Genomic DNA, 18,685 nt, shown 5'->3' with positions numbered 1-18,685 from the left:
GTGAGAGCATGGGGCACACTCATGCGTGCGCAACTCCCCCTGAGGCTCGCGCGGACGGCCGCCTTCGCCGCCGTCTGCGGGGCTCTGGCCGCGCTCGCCCACGTCCTCGGCGGCGGATCGGCGCCCGCGCCGGCGACCGCCGCGCTCGGGTTCTGCGGCGTGGCCGCACTCGGGCTGGCGCTGGGCGGCAGGGAGCGCTCGGCGGGCACGATCAACCTGATGCTGGTCGGGGCGCAGCTGGGGCTGCACGAGCTGTTCGCGGGCGAGGGCGCCGCCTACGTGTCGGTGCACGGGCACGCCCAGGGCGGCCTGGCCGTCAACGCCGGCATGCTGCTCACGCACCTGACGGCGACAGTGATCACGGGCCTGTGGCTGTCGCGCGGCGAGGCCGCGCTGTGGTCGCTGCTGCGCCGCCTCGGCCGGCGGCTCACGCCGCTCGCGCCCGTGAGCGTTCCCGTCCCGCGGCCGTACGCGGCGATCGTGCACACCAGGGTCGTCCCGCTCCAGCCGGGGTTCCGGCACAGCGTGGCCAGGCGTGGTCCTCCACTTCCCGCCTGACCTTCTGACACCTGTCCCGCCCCCTGAACACCAAGTGGAGCCTTCCCATGTCCTTCGTACGCCGTGCGGCGACCGTGCTCGCCGCCACCACCGCCCTCACCGCCGGCCTGGCCCTGCCCGCGCTGGCCCACGTCACCGTCCAGCCCGGCACCGCCGAGGCGGGCGGGTTCACCAAGGTCGCCTTCCGGGTGCCCAACGAGCGTGACGACGCCTCGACCACCGAGGTCGCGGTCAGCTTCCCCGCCGACCACCCGCTGGCCTTCGTCTCCGTCAAGCCCGTGCCGGGGTGGAAGGTCAAGGTCACCGAGGGCGAGCTGCCCGCGCCGGTCAAGACCGAGTACGGCGAGCTGAAGGAGGCCGTCACCAAGGTCGTCTGGTCGGGCGGCAAGATCGCCCCTGGGGAGTTCCAGGAGTTCGAGGTGTCCATGGGGCAGTTGCCCAAGGGCGTCGACTCGCTGATGTTCCCGACGAAGCAGACGTACTCCGGCGGTGAGGTCGTGGACTGGGCGGATGCCCCCAAGACGGACGGCACGGAGGCCGAGCACCCGGCGCCGCTGCTCAAGCTGGGCCTGGGCGTCGACGGCGCCGCCTCCTCCGCTCCCGCGACCACCGCTCCCGCCGCCGCGGCGCCTACGTTGAGCCCGGTGGCCGGCGCGGCGTCGGCGTCCGCGGAGTCCTCGGACGGCACGGCCCGTCTGCTCGGCGGGGCCGGGCTGGTCGTGGGCGTCATCGGCGTGGTGGTCGGCTTCCTCGGCCTGCGCCGCCGCCCGTCCGCCTGACCCGCCCGTCCCAAGGCCGCTCCGGGCGCGCTCGCCAGGGCCCGGCTCGCGAAGTCACTCCGCCGGGCCCACCCTTTCCGGGCCCGGCCCGTCGCTGTCCCCGCGCCGCGTGCGCGGGGACGGCCGCCGTCAGGACGTGATGTCCTTGCCGGAGAAGCGCGCCCACGCGATCGTGCCGGACAGCAGGATGTAGGCCCCGAACGTGAGCAGCCCGTCCATCAGCGCCCCCGTGTCGATCGGGCTGCGCAGCACCGCGTCGAAGCTCGTGAACTTGGTCGGCAGCAGGTACGGCGTGATCGAGCTGAGCTCGGGGAAGGCCCGCAGCACCTGGCAGACGATGACCAGGATCACGGTGCCCGCGATGGCCCCGATGGAGACCTCGGTGAACACCGACAGCGTCAGCGCGATCGCGGCCAGCGCCGCCATGCCCGCGCCGACGTACCCGACGGTGATGGCGATGCGCACCAGGCCGTCCAGCATCGGGATCGTCGTCCCCGACAGCAGCGTCACGGGCCCGGCGGGGAACAGCGCCAGCCCCGTCAACAGCGCCGACAGCGCCACGACCGCCGTCACCGCGTAGGCGTAGACGACCGCGTTGAGGTATTTGACGGCCAGCAGCCGGGTGCGCCCGGCCGGCGCGGCGAGCAGGTAGCGCAGCGTCCCGCCGCCCGCCTCCCCCGCGATCGAGTCGCCCGCGACCACGCTGACGGCCACCGGCATCAGCAGCAGCACCAGGAACGAGAACGACGCGAACGTCAGCATCAGGCTGTTGCCCGCGACGGCCTGGACGATCCCGCCGACCCCGTCGTCGGAGCCGCCGACCAGGCGCAGGGCCAGGCCGACGACGACCGGCACCACGGCGAGCACGGCGAGGATCGCCAGGTTGCGCGGGCGGCGGAAGGTCAGGCCCAGCTCGGAGCGGAGCAGCCGCAGGAAGGCCCACGTCGCACGGGCCGCGGAGGCCCGCCCGGAGACCGGCTCCGACGCCTGTCCATAAGGCCCGGAAGGCCCGGAAGGTCCGGTCGTCGCGGGGTGATCGGCCGCGTAGTCCTCGGTGCGCTCGGTCGTCCGCATGGTCTCCGTCACCGGCACCAGGCCGGGCGTCCGCCGCGTGGCGGTCGAGGTCGCGCTTTCAGCCGTCGACATCGAAGCCCTCCCCTGTCAGTCCCACGAACACGTCCTCCAGGCTCGGCCGCACCACGGCCAGCCCTCGTACGGCCACGCCCTCCCCCACCAGAGCGGCGTTGATCTTCTCCGGCGCGTGCCCGCCCAGCTCCGCCAGGACCTGCCCGCCCTCGATCCGCACCTCGGCCAGGCCGAGCGACTCCAGCACGCGGGCCGCGCCGGCCCCGTCGGGCGTCTCCACCCGGATGCGGGTGACCAGCCCGCCGTTCAGCGAGGCGATCGTGCCCTGCGCGACGAGCTTGCCGGCGCGCATGATCGCGGCGTGCGTGCACATCTGCTCGACCTCGGCCAGCAGGTGCGAGGAGACGAAGACCGTGGTGCCGTCCGCGGCGATCTCCTTGACCAGCGCGCGCACCTCGCGCGTGCCCTGCGGGTCGAGCCCGTTGGTCGGCTCGTCCAGGATGAGCAGTTCGCGCGGGCCGAGCAGGGCGGCGGCGATGGCCAGGCGCTGGCGCATGCCGAGCGAGTAGTTGCGGTAGCGCTTGCCGGCCGCGGCCGACAGGCCGACCCGCTCCAGCGCCTCCTCGACGCGCCGCTTGACGGTGCCGCGGACCGCGTGCGGGTCGGCGGCGTCGAAGCGCATGAGGTTGGCCGTGCCCGACAGGTACGGGTAGAAGGCCGGGCCCTCGACCAGCGCGCCCACCTTGGGCAGGGCCTCCGCCTGCGGCAGCCCGAGCACGGAGTACTCGCCGGCCGTGGGCGCCACCAGGCCGAGCAGCATGCGGATCGTCGTGGTCTTGCCCGAGCCGTTGGGCCCCAGGAAGCCGAAGACGGAGCCGCGCGGCACCGCCAGGTCGAGGGCGTCCACCGCGACCTGGCCGCCGCGGAAGCGCTTGGTCAGTCCCTCGGTGACGATCGCGTCCCCGGAGGGCGGGGCCGCCCCGAAGGGCGCCCCCGCTTCCTGCATGACGGCGGTCACTTGGTGCCCGCCGCCTTGGTGATCTCCTCCGGAGTGACCGCGCCGACCAGGAGGCGGCCGTCGTCGGTCAGCAGGGCGGTGACAAGCTTGGTCTTGATCAGCTTGCCCGAGCCCCACGTGCCGCTCACCGGGGTGGCGGACTTGAGCACGCCGTCCAGCAGCGCCTGCGGGTCGGCCCCGTCGCCGAGGCCGTCGGGCCGCTCGGACGCGTCGGGCTTCGCGGCGGTCAGGTCCGACAGCGAGAACGGGATCACGGCCACGCTCGCCCAGCCGTCGCCGACGACCTTGGCCTCGCCCGCGACCCGCTCGGCCCGCTCGGCGTGCTCTTCGGCCCGCTTCTCGTGCATCTCGTCCAGGCCGATCGTCTTCTCCTCCACCTTGGCGCCCGCGGGCGGGGTGAAGGTGAAGTTCTCGGCGGCCGGCGGCGTGAACGTGATCTGGGTGAAGCCGAGCTGGAAGGCCGGCTCGGCCGAGCCCTTGGCGTACACCTGGACCTGGAGCGGGACGTACGTCTCGCCGTCGAGCGCGATCCGCACCTCCTGCACCAGGGAGCCCTCCTCCTTGGGCGACAGCACGAGCTGGTAGACCGGGCGGCCCGCCACCTCGGCGTTGTTGATCACCCGGACCGCGGTGTGCTCGTCGGCGTTGGCCAGCACCCGCGCGGCCACCTGCTGCGGGGTCAGGTCACTGGCCTGCGGCACCGGCGTGGCCGGCGTGTGCGTGTCGCCCTTCTTGATGGTCAGCTTGGTAGCGGTGTTGGTGGCGCTGTCCCAGTACCAGCCCTCGCCGCCGTTCACGATCAGGTTGGTCTCGTTCAGCTGGGTCGGCATGGCCACCCTCAGCTTGTCGGCGGCGCCGTACCAGACCTTCACCTCGTGCGAGCCCGACAGCAGGCTCAGCGGCGAGGCCGGTCCGGACGACGGCAGCGCCGGCAGGCCGAGCGAGGCCGTCTGCTGCACCGTGCCGGACATCGGTGCGATGCCGCCCTCCTTGTGGGTGGCCGCCACGGCGTCGGCCAGCAGTTGCGCCGCCGAACGTGCCGGCAGCGTGGGCTCGCCGCTCACGGCGGCGATGACGGGGCCGGCGCCGATCGCGGCTCCGATCACGGCCGCTGCCGCGATCGGGACTCCCCACCTCACGAACGTGCCTCTGCGCATTTCACTCCTTAACGGTATGTCGATGCTCAGAGCCTGCGTCATGGATCCTGTGGCAGACCTGAGACAGTCTGAGATGGCTCTCAGCCTTCTCAGCGTTGTCTCAGGGCCGGAACAGGAGAATCGCCACATGAGGGTACTTGTCGTCGAGGACGAGCGGCGGATGGCCGCCGCGCTCCAGCGGGGGCTCCAAGCCGAGGGTTTCGCCGTGGACCTCGCGCACGACGGCGAGGAGGGCCTGTACGCGGCCAGGCAGGGTGACTACGACGTCGTGGTGCTGGACATCATGCTGCCCCGGCTGTCGGGCTACAACGTGTGCAAGCAGCTACGCGCCGAGGAGAACTGGGTGCCGATCCTGATGTTGTCGGCCAAGGACGGCGAGTACGACATGGCCGACGGCCTCGACCTGGGCGCCGACGACTACCTGACCAAGCCGTTCTCGTACGTGGTGCTGGTGGCCCGGCTGCGGGCGCTGATGCGGCGCGACGCCGGTCGGCGGCCGTCGGTGCTGACCGCCGGGGACCTGTCGCTGGATCCGGCCAGGCGCAAGGTGGAGCGCGGGGAGAGGCCGATCGAGCTGACGCCCAGGGAGTTCGCGCTGCTGGAATACCTGATGCGGCGGCGCGACGAGGTGGTGTCGAAGTCGGAGATCCTGGAGCACGTGTGGGACACCTTCGACACCGACCCCAACGTGGTCGAGGTCTACGTCGGCTACCTGCGCCGCAAGATCGACGCCCCGTTCGGCAAGAATTCGCTGCAGACCGTGCGCGGCGCGGGCTACCGGCTGGCGGGCGACGGTGGCTGACTCGCCGCTGGCCTGGTGGCGGCGGCAGGGGCTGCGGTTCAGGCTCACGGTGGCCGCCGCGGCCGTGCTCGCGCTGGCGCTCGCCCTGTCGGCCTCGGTGCTGGTGAGCGCGCTGGAGCGGGCCCTGATGAGCACCGTGGACGAGACCACCAGGCAGCAGGCTCAGGCCGTCCGCGTGGCGGCCGACGCGGGCACGCTGACCAGCCCGATCACCACCCACGACGGCACGCTCGTGCAGGTCATCGACGCCCGGGGCCGGATCACGCACGTCACGTACGGCACCGACCGGCTGGTGCCGCTGCTGGACGCGTCGGCCAGGGCGAAGGTGCTGGCGAAGAGGGAGGCGACGCTGCTGGACGGGCGGCCCTACGCCATCCCCGGGTTCCTGCGGGTCATCGTGCTGCGCGCGGACCGGGGGCAGACGGTGGTGGCGGCCAGGCCCATCTCCGAGATCCAGACCAGCCTCGTCACGGCCGGGCGGGTGCTGCTGGTCGGCACGCCTGCGCTGGTGGTGCTGCTGGCGGTGGCGAGCTGGCTGATGATCGGCCGGACGCTGCGCCCGATCGCGGCGCTGCGCAAGGGCGCGGCCGACATCACGCACACGGCCAGGTCGCGCCGGCTGCCGGTGCCCGAGTCGCGGGACGAGGTGCACTCGCTGGCGACCACGCTGAACGGCATGCTGTCGCGGCTGGAGGAGGCCGAGCAGCGCCAGCGGGCGCTGGTCTCCGACGCCGCCCACGAGCTGCGCAGCCCGCTGGCCAGCATCCGGCTGCAGCTTGAGGTGGCTCTCGGCCATCCGGACGGCCAGGACTGGCGCGAGACGGCGGAGGGCGTGCTGGAGGACACCATGCGGCTGTCCCGGCTGGCCGAGGACCTGCTCGCGCTGGCCAGGCTGGACGAGCGCGGCGGCGTGCCCGCGCGGCGCGAGCCGGTCGACCTCGACGAGGTGGTGCGGCAGACCGCCGACCGCTACGCCGAGGCCCGGCTGACGGTCTGCGACCCGGTCGTGGTCCGCGGCGACGCGCTCGACCTCAGCCGGGTGCTGACGAACCTCATGGACAACGCCGTACGCCACACCGCCTCCAAGGTCGAGGTGGCGCTGACCGCCGACGGTGTCCTGACGGTCACCGACGACGGTCCCGGCATTCCCGCGCAGGACCGCGAACGGGTCTTCAACCGCTTCACCCGGCTCGACACCGGGCGCAGCCGCGACGAGGGCGGGGCCGGGCTGGGCCTGGCCATCGTCAGGGAGACCGTGCGGGCGCACGGCGGGACGGTGTCGCTCGAAGACGCCGAGCCGGGACTGCGGGTGGTGGTCACCCTGCCCGTCGCCCGCGACTGATCCCGGCAGGGGACCGCGCGGGCCGGAACCTGTACGCCGTGGCGCGGGCCGGGACCTGACGGCGTCGCGTGCGTTCGCCTGGCGGGCGTCGCGAGAGCGAGACCGGTTGTGTCCTGTCGGAGGCGGGACCCTGGTCAGCCGGCGGGCCGCGTGCTAGGCACGAGGCATGCGCGTATCACGGGTGCTGGTTCGCGGGGAGGTGCTGCGGATCAGGAGCTGACAGCGGATTCCGGTGACCCTCAGGGGCACGGCGTCGTCGCCGGGCCCCCTGGGCTCGGTGTGTGCCAAGCCCTGTCAGTTGATCATGGTGCGGATCTTCGGGGATGGATTCCGGGGACGGGCATGGAGCGTTCCGAAAGTGGTCAGGCGGCTGTCCCCTTTTCTGCGGTGGCCAGGAAGTCCTGGGCGATGAGCGGCAGGCGGCGGCGGGCGTGCACGACCGCGATGACGCGGCGCACAGCGGGTTCGAGCGAGCGCACCACCAGGCCCGCGCGTCCGGCCTGCTCGGCCATCCCGCGGTACCACAGCAGCGAGGCCTGCCCGGCGCGTACGGCGTTGAGCCAGCCGTTGCGTTCGTCGGTCTCGAGAACGACGACCGGGGTGACCGCGTACTTGCCGAACATGGCGTCGAGGTCCCTGCGCCGCATGCTGCCGCGGGCGGGCAGCGCCAGGCGCATGCCGTGCAGCTTGCCCATCGGCACCGGGTTGGGCAGTTCCAGCCCCGGCGGCGAGATCAGCACGATCTCCTGGCGTTCGAGCGGATGGGTGATGAGGTCGGTGGGCACGGGAAGGTCGGTGAGACCCAGATCGGCCCGCTGATCCCGGATGGCGCTGACGACGCCGTCACGGCCGTCGCAGCGGACGATGTGCACGCGCACCCCCGGATGCTCGGCCGCGTAGGCGGGGAGCAGCCGTCCGGCGAGGCCGGGTTCGAGGCTCGGGGTGGCGGCGATGCGGAGCTCCGCCTCGGTGGCCGTGCTCTGGTTGGCCAGGCCCTCGATCTCGTGGACCGCGTCGAGCGCCTCCCTCGCCAGCTTGACCACCCGGCGTCCCTGCGCGGTGACGACCACCCCGCGTCCGGAACGGGCGAAGAGCGTCATGCCGAGCTCACGCTCGAGATCGCGGATCGCGCGAGACAGCGCAGGCTGCGCGATGTAGAGCGATCTGGCCGCGTCGGTCATGGTGCGGTGCTCCGCTGTCGCGACCACATAGCGGAGCTGCTGGAGATTCATGCCAAAGAAGCTAGGACACCGCCCGCCGCCGGGACCGGGAGATAGCGGAGATCACCTCGAATGATTTCGGACTGTAACCGAGCACAGCTACATCCGTGACGGGTGTTAAATCAGTATGCTTTTGCCCCAAATTTGCCAAGGGTCCGACAAGTCGCGTCGCAAACCAGGCATTGCAGTCAACGGGGTAAACGGGGAGACAAGGTGACAGGGAACGGGCAGTATCCACCCCCGCCACATGGGCCAGGACAGCCACAGCGGCCACCCTCGTTGCCCTGGCCGCCGCCCGGTTACCGGCAGCCGGGCGGGGGGGGGCAGGGCGCTCCCCCGCCACCGCCGCCTCCCCCACCGCCGCCGCCGCGGGGGAATCCGTACCATCCCGCGCCGACGCGGCCGCTGGAGCAGCCGTACCCGCAACACGGCCAGCCGCCCTACGGGCCGCCGCAGGGACCCCCGCAGGGCCGGCAGTACGGACCTCCGCAGTACGGTCCTGGGCCGGGATACCCGCCGCCCCCTCCGCCGACGCCGCCCCCGATGCCGCCGCCCATGCCGCCGCAGCAGTGGCAGCGGCCGCCGCAGAAGAAGTCGGGGATGGGCGTCGCGGGGGTGCTCGGCGCGATCTTCGGCTCGCTGGCGGCGGTCTTCGTGCTGCTCGTCATCGCGGTCGCGGCGATCGGCAGCTCGTCGAGCTCGGACACCTCGAACCCGGTCGCGATCCCGACGTACGACCCCGACGACGACTACGAGCCCGATCCGTACTCCAGCGACGGGCCCACGCGCCCCAGCGAGCGTCCCACGGAGCGCCCTACCGAGCGGCCTACCGAGCGCCCGACCCAGCGGCCGACCCAGCGGCCGACGACGCGGGTCACGCCGCCCGCCAGGGTGTCGGTCAACACGAGCCTGAAGAACAACACGATGTACCGGGCCGGCTCGCTGCCCCGGCTCAACTGCCGCGGCGGCAACATCAACCAGTTCAACCACAGCCAGCTCAAGGCGCTGATCCTGAAGACCGGCAGGTGCATGGACAAGGCGTGGCAGCCGATCCTGGAGAAGCAGGGCATCCAGTTCCGCCCGCCCAGCTACGCCATCGCGTCCAGGAAGGGCAGGGGCGCCTGCGGCGACTATCCGTCGCCGGGGAGCATGGTGCCGTACTACTGCCCGCGCAACAGCACCATCTACGCCTCCACCTCGGCCCTGGCCTCGGGCGTCGGCAACTCCCCCGGGTACGGCGAGATCATCAGCTGGCACGGCGGCACCATCAGCATGATGGCCCACGAGTACGGCCACCACGTCCAGAACATCACCGGCCTGATGAACTCCTGGTGGTCCTCGACCCTCGACTCCGGCAGCCAGAGCGGCAAGCTGGCGCTGAGCCGCCGGCTGGAGCTGCAGGCCACCTGCTTCGCCGGCATGTGGATGCGGTCGGTGGCGTCGTCGTACCCGGTGAGCACCTCCCAGCGCAGCCGGTTGTTCTGGTTCTACGGTCAGGTCGGCGACTGGCCGGGCCGGCCGCGCGATCACGGCAAGCCGGTGAACAACAATCGCTGGTTCCGTCAGGGGTGGGAGAGAAGCAAGACATACCAGTGCAATACATGGCTGGCGCCCTCGTCGACGGTCTCCTGACAGCCGCGTGGCGTTCATCTCATGTTGAGCACATGTCTCTGTTGTCCAGATATGGGGACTAGAATCCTGGCAATCTTGTGCCCATCGGGGGGCAAACGTCAGTTTTGCCTGGTAGGCGTGTAAGGAGCCGGGTGTGAGCAAGCGCGATGGGGTAGACACCGTGCCAGAAGGCAAGAAACGGCGCCCCATCCGACGAACGCGGCCGAACGCCCAGCGGGGCGCCGGCCGCCCCTCGGGCGCGCCAGCCTCCCCGCGCTTCGCCAAGCCACTGACGCCCGGCGCGGTCCTCGGCTGGACCGCCCTGTCGGCCATCGTGCCCGGCGCCGCTCACCTGCGGGCCGGGCACCGCCGTACCGGGCTGATCCTCGTCAGCGTGTACGCGGTGCTGCTGCTGGCGGTCCTGGCCTACGGCCTGAGCGTAGCGGGCGACCTGTCGAACGCGGCCGGGCTGGCCGGCGACGGGGCGATGCTCGGGGTGGTCATCGGCGCCTCGGTGCTGGCCCTGGCCTGGTTCGCCCTGCTGGTGACCTCCTACGTGGCGCTGGGGCCGAACAAGCTGCCCCAGCAGGGCCAGATCTTCACCGGCATCGCGGTGGGCCTGCTCTGCGTGACCGTCATGTCGCCGTTCGCGCTCGCCGCCAACAGCGTGCTGACCGTGCGCGACGCGGTCGGCGCGATCTTCCCCTCGGAGCCCGACGCCGACACGCCCACCGTCGCCCAGAACCCGGAGGACCCCTGGGACGGCAAGGAGCGGGTCAACTTCCTGCTCATCGGCGGCGACGCGGCCGGCAACAGGACCGGCGTGCGCACCGACAGCATGAACGTGGCCAGCGTGGACCTCAAGACCGGCACCACCGTGCTGTTCAGTCTCCCGCGCAACCTCCAGCACGTCCGCTTCCCCCCGTCCTCGCCGCTGCACAAGCAGTTCCCGAACGGCTTCATGGCGGAACTGCCCAACGGCGGCCTGCTCAACGAGGTCTGGCAGTACGCCAACGACAACCCCCAGCTCATGGGCGGCCGGAACAAGGGCCCGCGGGCGCTGATGGACGCCATCGGCTACACGCTGAACCTCAAGATCGACTACTACATGCTGATGAACATGTACGGCTTCGCCGATCTGGTGGACGCCATCGGCGGCCTGCGGATCAAGGTGGAGCAGGACGTCAAGTGGGGCGGCCTGTACGGCACCGCCGGCGTCATCAAGGCCGGCGAGCGCAAGCTGACCGGCGAGCAGGCCCTCTGGTACGGCCGCTCCCGCGTCGGCAGCGACGACTTCTCCCGGATGGGCCGCCAGCGCTGCGTCATCGGCGCCTTCGCGCAGCAGGCCACGCCCACGGTGATCCTCACCCGGTTCAACAAGATCGCCGGCGCGGCCAAGAAGCTGGCCCAGACGAACATCCCCCGGCACCTGGTGCAGCCGCTCCTCGAACTGGCCGTCAAGGTCAAGGGAGCCAAGATCACCAGTCTGCAGTTCGTGCCGCCGGAGTTCTACTCGGGCCGGCCGGACTGGGCCAAGATCCGTACGGCCACCAAGAAGGCGATCAACGACTCGCTGCGCCCGGCCCGGCAGGCGCAGACGGCCAATGTCAGCGCCTCCCCGAGCGTGGCGGCGTCGAGGGCCCGTACGGCGACGCCGCAGCGGCCCACGCAGACGCCCACCCGCAACTCGCAGCGAGCCGGCGCCAAGGGACTCGACGAGCTCTGCGGCCTCTGACCCCAGCTTCTGGAAGGGGCCAGGAGCGTGGTCAGGGGGTAGCACCGGCCAAGGAAGGGCCCGGAGAGTCAGCCGAACGTCACAGGGAGGCTCACGGGCCCGCGCACGGTCAGGCTGGCACGCCAGCGCAGGCGCTCCGGCGGCACCGCGAGGGCCAGCCCCGGCAGCCGGACGACCTCACTCAGCGCGGCGCGGCCGGTGAGGCGGGCCAGCAGCGCGCCCAGGCAGTAGTGCGGCCCGTGGCCGAAGCCGAGGTGGGCGTTGTCCGTCCGGGTGAGGTCGGGCAGGTCGGGGTCGGCGAAGCGGCGCGGGTCGCGATTGGCGGCGGCCAGCGCCACCAGGATCGGCCGGCCGGCGGGAAGGAGCACCCCGCCCAGCTCCACCGGCTCCAGCGGGAAGCGCCAGGTGGCCAGCTCGACCGGGCCGTCGTGGCGCAGCAGCTCCTCCACGGCCTGCTCGATCAGCTCGGGCCTGGCCCGCAGCAGCTCCAGCTGCCCGGGGTGGCGCAGCAGCGTGTACGTGCCCAGCCCGATCAGCCCGACGGTCGTCTCGTGCCCGGCGACGAGCAGCAGGAAGATCATCGACAGCAGCTCGTCCTCACCGAGCCGGTCGCCGTCGAGCGCGGCGGCGGCGATCGTGCTGATGAGGTCGTCGCCCGGCGCGTGCCGCCTGCCTTCGACCAGCCCGCGCACGTAACCGGCCAGCGCCCGCAGCGCCTCGGGCCGGCTCTCCCCCGCCACCGCCTCCGACGACACCACCGCCGTGGTCCACCGCTGGAAGTCCGTACGGTCGGCCATCGGCACGCCCAGCACGTCGCAGAGCACCCCCGACTGCAGCGGCGCGGCGAAGCCGGCCACCAGGTCGTCGCCTGAGACCAGGCCGGCGGCGAGCGCGCGGGCCGCCTCCTCGATCCCCGGCCGCAGCTCCGCCAGCCGGCGCGGGGTGAAGAAGCCGGAGACCAGGCGGCGCAGCCGGGTGTGCTCGGGCGGGTCGGTGGTGAGCAGATGGGTGCCGAGCCCGGCCCGGTCCTCCAGCGGCCGGCCGCGCCCCGCCTCCTGCCAGTCGGCGGGCGCGTGCCGCGGGTCCTTGCTCAGCCTCGGGTCGGCGAGCGCGGCCCTGGCGTCGTCGTAGCGGGTCACCAGCCAGCCGTACAGGCCGCCGCGGAGTTTCACGAGATGCGGGGCGCCCGACTCGCGCAGCCGGGCGTAGGCGGGATAGGGGTCGGCGAGCAGCCCTTCGTGACCGGGCAGCATCTCCTCCAGCATGCGTCCTCTCCGGGTGGGTCGATCCGACGTCGGAACGGGGTCGCGCGGAATCCGGTCATGTCATGAAAGCGGCCCGCGGGGCGGCGCGGCAACCCGCGGGCCGATTCCCCGGCTGTTCGCCGAGCCGTCCCGAAATTCCCGCGGCGAGTGCGGCGCTCACCCGGCCGGGCCAGGAGTTCCGGGAATCGCACGGGTGTCGCCGGGCCGGCCGAGCCCCGGCGACGGGGAAGAGGAATTTCCCCTCTTCAACGGACGATCACCCTTATCGGAGCGAACCCGATATCTCCACCTCACCTCGCGACCGGCGACAAATCAACCTCCGGAAGAACGAATATCCTGACCGGCGGTCAATCAATTGTCGAAGTCAATTCCATTATTCTCGGACGGCCGGTCACACCAGGGCGGCATCCTTCTTCGGCAGCAGGACGAGCGCGCCGACGTAGAGCAGGGCCGCCACGATGAGCAGGCCCTTGTAGCCGATCACCAGCGCCACGTACTCCAGGCAGCCGCCGACCATGGCGCCGAGCAGGTTCGCGCCGAAGGAGGTGGTGGCGTCGGCCGTCTCGGCGAAGCGCTTGGCGAAGATCACGTTGGCGGCGAAGATCGGCAGGAACGCCACCGTCACGGCGGCCACCGCGCGCACCGGGAGCGGCAGGCCGAGCAGCCACTCGTTCGGCACGAGCCAGGCCAGCAGCAGCCCGGCGAAGAGCACGCCGTACATGACGGGCAGGGGCGGGACGCGGAAGCGGCGGGTCACCTCGACGGCGGCGAGCACCGCGACGAGCACGCCGGCGAAGACGATCGCGTTGACCACCCAGGTCGTGCCGAACAGCAGCGCGAACCCGGTCACGCTCTTGGTCTCCAGCAGCATGAACCCGACGCCCAGCAGGAACAGGTCCGCGTACGGGCGCATCCGCTGGTAGGGGCCCGCCACCACGCGCACGGCGAGCAGGCTGACGATGAGGATCAGGCCGAGCGTGATGACGTAGATCGGCGGGATCGTGGCGTCCTTGAGGTAGAGGAAGGGCCGGTCGTCGCCGGCCGGCTCCGGGGTGCCCGCGGCGGCGCCCGGCCATTCGGTGGCGCAGCGCTGGTCGGTGGCGGCCAGGCCGGCGGTGATCACGGCCTGCTGCCCGGCGGTGCTGACCACGTCCACGCACGGCTTGTGGCCGAACGCGCGCTGCATGGTCGAGGCGAGCCGGTCGACCAGCCAGCTCTCCCGGTAGTAGTTGTACATCGAGAAGGTGCCACCGGGCCGCAGGTGGGCGCGGGCGGCCCGCATGGCCTCCTCGGTGAACAGGTAGCTCTCCAGGCGCAGCGAGCTGGCGCCGGAGACGAGGGTGAGCGAGTCGGGCAGGGCGAAGAGGATCAGGTCGTACTTGTCGCCGGTGCGCTCCAGGAAGGCGCGGCCGTCGGTGACGTGGGTGGTGACGCGCGGGTCGCCGTAGGGCCGGTCGGGGTGGACGGAGCCGCCGAGCTCGCGCAGCTTGGGGTCGATCTCCACGGCGTCGACCCTGCTCGCGCCCTTGGACAGGGCGATGGCCACGTCGGTGCCGCTGCCCGCGCCGACGATGAGCACGTCCTTCGGGGGCTTGGTGGTGCGCTCGTACGGCAGGCCGTACTGGGCCTCCCACTGCAGGCGCGCGGCGGCGGGCACGGCCTGCTGGTGCGGGATGCCGTTGACCGCGATGTCGGTGACGGGGATGCCGAGCTGCTGCAGCTGCCGGGTGGTGACCTTGTAGTACGGCGACCAGATCGCCCCGGCGGTGAGCGTCTCGGCCAGCAGCAGCCCGACCACGGCCACGGACGGCACGCTCACCAGCAGCACGTAGAGCGTGCGCGGCCGGGGCACCAGGAGCACGCCGTAGCAGGCGGCCGCGATCAGCCCCCAGAACACCGGCGGGGCGCTCAGGAACGACAGCGCCGTGAACGCCGCGATGCCGGTGAGGCTGCCGATGAGGTCGTAGCGGTAGGCCTCAAGGCGGGGCAGCTCGGGGAAGCAGCGCCCGACCAGCTCGGCGGGCCCCATCAGCACCACGGCGGCGGCGCAGAAGATCACCGGCAGGATCGCCCAGGCGGGCGGCCCGCTGGTGGACAGGCTCGTCCAGTACAGGACGCCCTCGGTGTTGCGGTCGACGGTGACGGGGAAGGTCAGCACCACGATGACGAGCAGGGCGAGCACGACGGGCGAGTAGTAGGGCTGCCGCCGCGAGCGCCCCACGCGCAGGAAGCCGAGCCCGATGCCGAGAAACGACCCGAGCAGCACGAAATTGGTGAAATAGCTGAGGTGGACGATGTTGGACCCGGTCCACCTGATCAGCGCCAGCTCCAGGAAGAGCATGAAGGCACTGGCGAGGATGAGCCTCGGCCGCACGGCCAGCCAGTGTGCTTTTTCTCCGTCGTCGACCGGCTTCTGCGCCTGGAGCGTCATGATGCCTCACCGTAGTGAACGGACGGAGAACAAGGAAGTCCGACGCCCCGGGAGAAATGCCGGTCGCGCCACGGTGAACGGGGGTGTTCGCCCCTTCCTCACTCCTGTTCGCGGCCGAACACCCGGGTGCCGATCGTCAGGCTGATCGCGGCGAAGACGACGGTGACCGCCACGCCGGCGGCCACGGTGCCGGTCGCGTACCGGCCGGCGAACAGGTCGCGCAGCGCCTCCAGCACGTAGCGGAACGGGCTGAGGTAGGACAGGCCGTCGAGCCAGCCCGGCGCCATCGACATCGGCAGCAGCGCGCCGGACAGCAGGATCAGCGGCATCACGGCGGTGCTCATCACCGGCGGGAAGAGGTGCTCGTCGATCGTCAGCGCGATCGCGTACGACAGCGCGGCCAGGCTCGCCCCCAGCACGACGACCAGCGCGAACCCGGCCGCGAGCCCGCCCGCGGGCGCCCGCAGGCCGAGGGCGAAGGCCACCGCGAGCAGCAGCGCCGTCTGCAGGACCAGCGTGACGACGTTGGTGAGCACCCGCCCGAGCAGCAGCGCCAGCCGGCTGGCCGGGGTGACGCGCATCCGCTCCAGCACGCCCGTGCGCTTGTCGAAGACCACCCCGAACCCGGCCATGCCCGTGCTCAGCAGCCCGAGCTGGAGGATCAGGCCGGGCACCAGCGTCTCCCACGTGCCGAACGTGGCGAAGATGGGCCCGAACAGCACCAGGAACAGCAGCGGCTGGATCGCGCCGAACGCGATGCCGACCTTCTGCCGCAGGGTGACGCTCAGGCCGTGGCGGAACAGCACCCAGGTCTCGCGCGGCATCAGTTCTCCTTCCCGGTCAGCACGCCGCCCTGCTCGCGCAGCGACCTGCCGGTGATGTCGAGGAACACGTCGTCGAGCGTTCGCCCGCCGGTCTTGAGCTCGGCGGGCGCGCCCTCGGCCACGATGCGGCCGTCGTCGATGATCAGCACCCGGTCGCAGAGCGCGTCGGCCTCGTCCAGGTAGTGGGTGCTCAGGAACACCGTCATGCCCTGGCCCGCGCGCAGCGAGCGGATGAGGTCCCACAGGTTGGCCCGGCTCTGCGGGTCCAGGCCGGTGGTCGGCTCGTCGAGGAAGAGCAGCGCCGGGTCGTGCAGCAGGGCGAACGCGAGGTCGAAGCGGCGGCGCTGCCCGCCCGACAGGGCGGCGGGGAACGTGGTCTCCAGCCCGGTGAGCTCCAGCCGGGCCAGCACCTCCTCCGCCCTGGCGGCGACCTCGCGCCGGCTCAGGCCGTACAGCATGCCCTGCAGCTCCAGCTCGCCCTTCACCGGCGAGACGGGGGGCATGGCGCCGCTCTGCGCGACGTAGCCGATGCGGCGGCGCACCTGCTTCGGCGCGCCGATCAGGTCGTGGCCGGCCACTGTCGCGGTGCCGGCCGTGGGGCGCAGCAGCGTGGTCAGCAGGCGCATCGTCGTGGTCTTGCCGGCGCCGTTCGGGCCGAGGAAGCCGACGATCTCGCCCGGTTCCACGGAGATGTCGACGCCTCTGACGGCCTCGTTGCCGCCCTTGAAGGTCTTGCTCAGACCCTTGGTCTTGATCATTTCATCGCCTCCAAAATTTAAGTAACCACAATTTTAGAGTCACTGCAAATTGGATAGGATGAGGGCATGGCGGAAGGGCTGCGGGAGCGGAAGAAGCGCGAGACGCGGGAGCGCATCTCCGACGTCGCGACGGGCCTGTTCCTGGCCCGGGGGTTCGACAACGTGACGGTGGCCGAGGTGGCGCAGGCCGCCGACGTGTCGGTCAACACGGTCTTCAACTACTTCAGCACGAAGGAGGACCTGTTCGCCGACCGCTACGACCTGGTGGTGGACCTGCCGCAGCAGGTGCTGCGCGAGCGCGAGCCGGGCGAGGGCGTGGTGCGCGCGTTCAGGCGCGACTACCTCGGCGCGATCGAGACGCGCGACTGGCGCTACGGGCTCAACGCGGGCAACGACGCCTTCTCCCGCGTGATCAACGACAGTCCCGCGCTGACCGCGCGGCTGCGCGACGTGCATCTGCAGCGGGAGCGGGGCCTGGCGCGGGCGCTGGCCGGCGAGCTGGGCGCCGGCTCCGGCGACGTCGTGCCCCGGGTCGCGGCGGCGCAGATCCTGGCCGTCACGCGGATCCTGAGCGAGCGCGCCCTGGCCATGATGCTCGACGGCGAGCCGTGGGAGAAGATCGGGCCGCTGCTGACGGCCCAGGCCCAGCAGGCGTTCGACCTGCTGGAGCAGGGGCTGGGCGATCTGTAGCGCTACATGTCCGACAGCGCGCCGAGCAGGCCGAACATCAGGCCGATGGCCACCAGGCCCAGGCTGAAGATCAGCAGCGCGCTGCTGATCATGCCGCAGATGCGGCCGGCCTGCACATGGCCGCGGTTTTCGTAGAAATAGCCGCTGTCGTCGATCTCACGCAGCGCCTTGTTGCCCATCGACCAGGCGAAGGGGCCGATGAACGAGCACACCACCAGGCTCAAGATCCCCAGGACGAGGATGGTGGTGCCGTTGGGGTGGCTCTGCGGCACGGGACCGTAGGAGCCGGCGCCGTAGTCGGGATAGGACATGATCGTTTGATCCCCCACATCGACAAGTCAGGGGGGCTTTATACCACAGTCTCTAGGTTGATCATCTTGCGTCATCATGGTGCGGACCTGATCCATCTTGAGGAGCCTGCACCCGTGCGCGAACGCACTCGAGCCCTGCTCGCCCATCGGCATTTCCAGCGGTTCATCATCGGCCTCATCGTGCTGAACGCGGCCACGCTCGGCATGGAGACCTTCCCTCCCCTGGTCGAGCGGTACGGCACCCTGCTCACCGTGGTCGATCACCTCGCGCTCTACATCTTCGCCGCCGAGCTGATCGCCAAGATCTACGTCGAGCGCGCCACCTTCGTGCGCGACCCGTGGAACATCTTCGACACGATCATCGTCGGCATCGCCTTCGCCTCCACGACCGGCAGCCTGTCGGTGCTGCGCGCGCTGCGCATCCTGCGGGTGCTGCGGCTGCTGTCGGTCGTGCCCAGCCTGCGCCGCGTCGTCTCGGCGCTGCTGCGCGCGATGCCGGGGATGAGCTCGATCGTGGTGCTGCTGTCGCTGGTGCTGTACGTCGCCGCCGTCATGGCCACGAAGCTGTACGGCCAGACCGCGCCCGACCGCTTCGGCGACCTGCCGACCTCGCTGTTCACCCTCTACCAGACGATGACGGGCGACGACTGGGGCAACATCGCCAGGGAGGTGATGAGCCGGCACCCGACGGCGTGGATCTTCTTCACCATCTTCATCCTCGTGTGCACGTTCGTCGTGCTGAACCTCTTCCTGGCGGTCGTGGTGAGCGCCATGGACGAGGAGAACGAGGAGGAACGCGCCGAGGAGCGGGCGGAGCGGGCCGAGGAGCTGGCGGCGATCGAGGACACCACGGCGCACACGCAACGGATCCTGGACGAGCTGGCCGCCCTGCGCGACGAGGTCGCCCACCTGCGCAAGCAGTGGCCGAACGGGGCATCGGAGCGGTCCGAGCCGCAGCCCAGACGCTCCCGCCGGGCCAAGGCCGGCCGCAACTAGCCGCCGCCCGGACGCTAGGCGGGGGCGGCGTCGGGGGCGGCGTCGGGGCCGGTGTCGGCGGCGGGGGCGGTGTCGGCGGCGGGGGCGGCGGCGGGGGCGGTG

General features: G+C 71.6%; 17 protein-coding genes. 8 read left to right on the top strand and 9 right to left on the bottom strand.

Going from position 1 to position 18,685, the window contains the following annotated elements; genetic code table 11:
* The first annotated feature begins 21 nt into the window (after nt 1–21).
* Both ABFX54_RS27350 and ABFX54_RS27345 read left to right on the top strand, forming a co-directional pair.
* On the top strand, nt 22–558 hold the full coding sequence (locus ABFX54_RS27350) for an MFS transporter (RefSeq protein WP_346109330.1): 537 nt from the start codon (nt 22–24) through the stop codon (nt 556–558).
* Nucleotides 559–605: 47 nt separating this feature from the next.
* Complete coding sequence (locus tag ABFX54_RS27345) at nt 606–1,337, top strand: YcnI family copper-binding membrane protein (protein WP_346109328.1); 732 nt, start codon at nt 606–608, stop codon at nt 1,335–1,337.
* 129 nt (nt 1,338–1,466) lie between these two features.
* On the opposite strand, the gene ABFX54_RS27340 is transcribed toward ABFX54_RS27345, so the two are convergent.
* From ABFX54_RS27340 to ABFX54_RS27330, 3 genes are read right to left on the bottom strand one after another with little or no spacing between them, the layout of a single operon-like run.
* The gene (locus ABFX54_RS27340) at nt 1,467–2,483 is read right to left on the bottom strand and encodes an ABC transporter permease (protein ID WP_346109326.1); all 1,017 of its coding nucleotides are present in this window, start codon (nt 2,481–2,483) and stop codon (nt 1,467–1,469) included.
* A complete protein-coding gene (locus ABFX54_RS27335; RefSeq protein WP_346109324.1) occupies nt 2,470–3,441 on the bottom strand; it encodes an ABC transporter ATP-binding protein in 972 nt (323 codons plus the stop codon). Before ABFX54_RS27335 ends, ABFX54_RS27340 begins: the two co-directional genes overlap by 14 nt.
* Nucleotides 3,438–4,598: a LolA family protein gene (locus ABFX54_RS27330; RefSeq protein WP_346109323.1), complete on the bottom strand. Its 1,161-nt coding sequence runs from the start codon at nt 4,596–4,598 to the stop codon at nt 3,438–3,440. The genes ABFX54_RS27335 and ABFX54_RS27330 overlap by 4 nt, the downstream gene beginning before the upstream one ends.
* Nucleotides 4,599–4,725: 127 nt before the next feature.
* On the opposite strand from ABFX54_RS27330, the gene ABFX54_RS27325 reads away from it, so the two are divergent.
* Nucleotides 4,726–5,400, top strand: coding sequence for a response regulator transcription factor (locus ABFX54_RS27325; protein ID WP_346109322.1), 675 nt, complete (start codon nt 4,726–4,728; stop codon nt 5,398–5,400).
* Nucleotides 5,393–6,742 (top strand): sensor histidine kinase, encoded by a 1,350-nt coding sequence (locus ABFX54_RS27320; protein WP_346109320.1) that lies wholly within the window; start codon nt 5,393–5,395, stop codon nt 6,740–6,742. Before ABFX54_RS27325 ends, ABFX54_RS27320 begins: the two co-directional genes overlap by 8 nt.
* 362 nt (nt 6,743–7,104) lie before the next feature.
* Here the strand turns inward: ABFX54_RS27320 and ABFX54_RS27315 are convergent, their stop codons facing one another.
* Nucleotides 7,105–7,974 (bottom strand): LysR family transcriptional regulator, encoded by an 870-nt coding sequence (locus ABFX54_RS27315; protein WP_106244972.1) that lies wholly within the window; start codon nt 7,972–7,974, stop codon nt 7,105–7,107.
* Nucleotides 7,975–8,517: 543 nt separating this feature from the next.
* Here ABFX54_RS27315 and ABFX54_RS27310 point away from each other — a divergent pair.
* Nucleotides 8,518–9,594 (top strand): neutral zinc metallopeptidase, encoded by a 1,077-nt coding sequence (locus ABFX54_RS27310; RefSeq protein WP_346109318.1) that lies wholly within the window; start codon nt 8,518–8,520, stop codon nt 9,592–9,594.
* A 133-nt stretch (nt 9,595–9,727) separates the two neighbouring features.
* Complete coding sequence (locus ABFX54_RS27305; protein ID WP_346109316.1) at nt 9,728–11,308, top strand: LCP family protein; 1,581 nt, start codon at nt 9,728–9,730, stop codon at nt 11,306–11,308.
* Nucleotides 11,309–11,376: 68 nt separating this feature from the next.
* Here the strand turns inward: ABFX54_RS27305 and ABFX54_RS27300 are convergent, their stop codons facing one another.
* The 4 genes from ABFX54_RS27300 to ABFX54_RS27285 all read right to left on the bottom strand — a co-directional run bounded on the left by ABFX54_RS27300 (nt 11,377) and on the right by ABFX54_RS27285 (nt 16,586).
* Nucleotides 11,377–12,573 (bottom strand): cytochrome P450 family protein, encoded by a 1,197-nt coding sequence (locus ABFX54_RS27300; RefSeq protein WP_346109314.1) that lies wholly within the window; start codon nt 12,571–12,573, stop codon nt 11,377–11,379.
* 391 nt (nt 12,574–12,964) lie between these two features.
* Nucleotides 12,965–15,004 (bottom strand): spermine/spermidine synthase domain-containing protein, encoded by a 2,040-nt coding sequence (locus ABFX54_RS27295; RefSeq protein ID WP_346109313.1) that lies wholly within the window; start codon nt 15,002–15,004, stop codon nt 12,965–12,967.
* A 98-nt stretch (nt 15,005–15,102) separates the two neighbouring features.
* Nucleotides 15,103–15,828 carry an ABC transporter permease gene (locus tag ABFX54_RS27290; RefSeq protein WP_346109311.1) on the bottom strand — a complete coding sequence of 242 codons (726 nt, stop codon included), beginning with the start codon at nt 15,826–15,828 and terminating at the stop codon, nt 15,103–15,105.
* Nucleotides 15,828–16,586: an ABC transporter ATP-binding protein gene (locus tag ABFX54_RS27285; RefSeq protein WP_346109310.1), complete on the bottom strand. Its 759-nt coding sequence runs from the start codon at nt 16,584–16,586 to the stop codon at nt 15,828–15,830. The genes ABFX54_RS27290 and ABFX54_RS27285 overlap by 1 nt, the downstream gene beginning before the upstream one ends.
* A gap of 66 nt (nt 16,587–16,652) precedes the next feature.
* Between ABFX54_RS27285 and ABFX54_RS27280 the strand changes: the two genes are divergently transcribed.
* Entirely contained in the window at nt 16,653–17,276 is a 624-nt protein-coding gene (locus ABFX54_RS27280) for a TetR/AcrR family transcriptional regulator (protein WP_346109309.1), read from the top strand.
* Between the two features lie 2 nt (nt 17,277–17,278).
* Here ABFX54_RS27280 and ABFX54_RS27275 read toward each other — a convergent pair whose 3' ends face one another.
* A complete protein-coding gene (locus ABFX54_RS27275) occupies nt 17,279–17,587 on the bottom strand; it encodes a DUF4190 domain-containing protein (protein ID WP_346109307.1) in 309 nt (102 codons plus the stop codon).
* Between the two features lie 114 nt (nt 17,588–17,701).
* Between ABFX54_RS27275 and ABFX54_RS27270 the strand changes: the two genes are divergently transcribed.
* The gene (locus ABFX54_RS27270) at nt 17,702–18,583 is read left to right on the top strand and encodes an ion transporter (protein WP_346109306.1); all 882 of its coding nucleotides are present in this window, start codon (nt 17,702–17,704) and stop codon (nt 18,581–18,583) included.
* Nucleotides 18,584–18,685 lie beyond the last annotated feature (102 nt).

Origin of the sequence: Nonomuraea maheshkhaliensis (assembly GCF_039529435.1) — a bacterium.
GTDB lineage: Bacteria > Actinomycetota > Actinomycetes > Streptosporangiales > Streptosporangiaceae > Nonomuraea > Nonomuraea maheshkhaliensis.
Note: the sequence above shows the minus strand (reverse complement) of the source record. Positions and strands in the feature narration are given on the sequence as shown.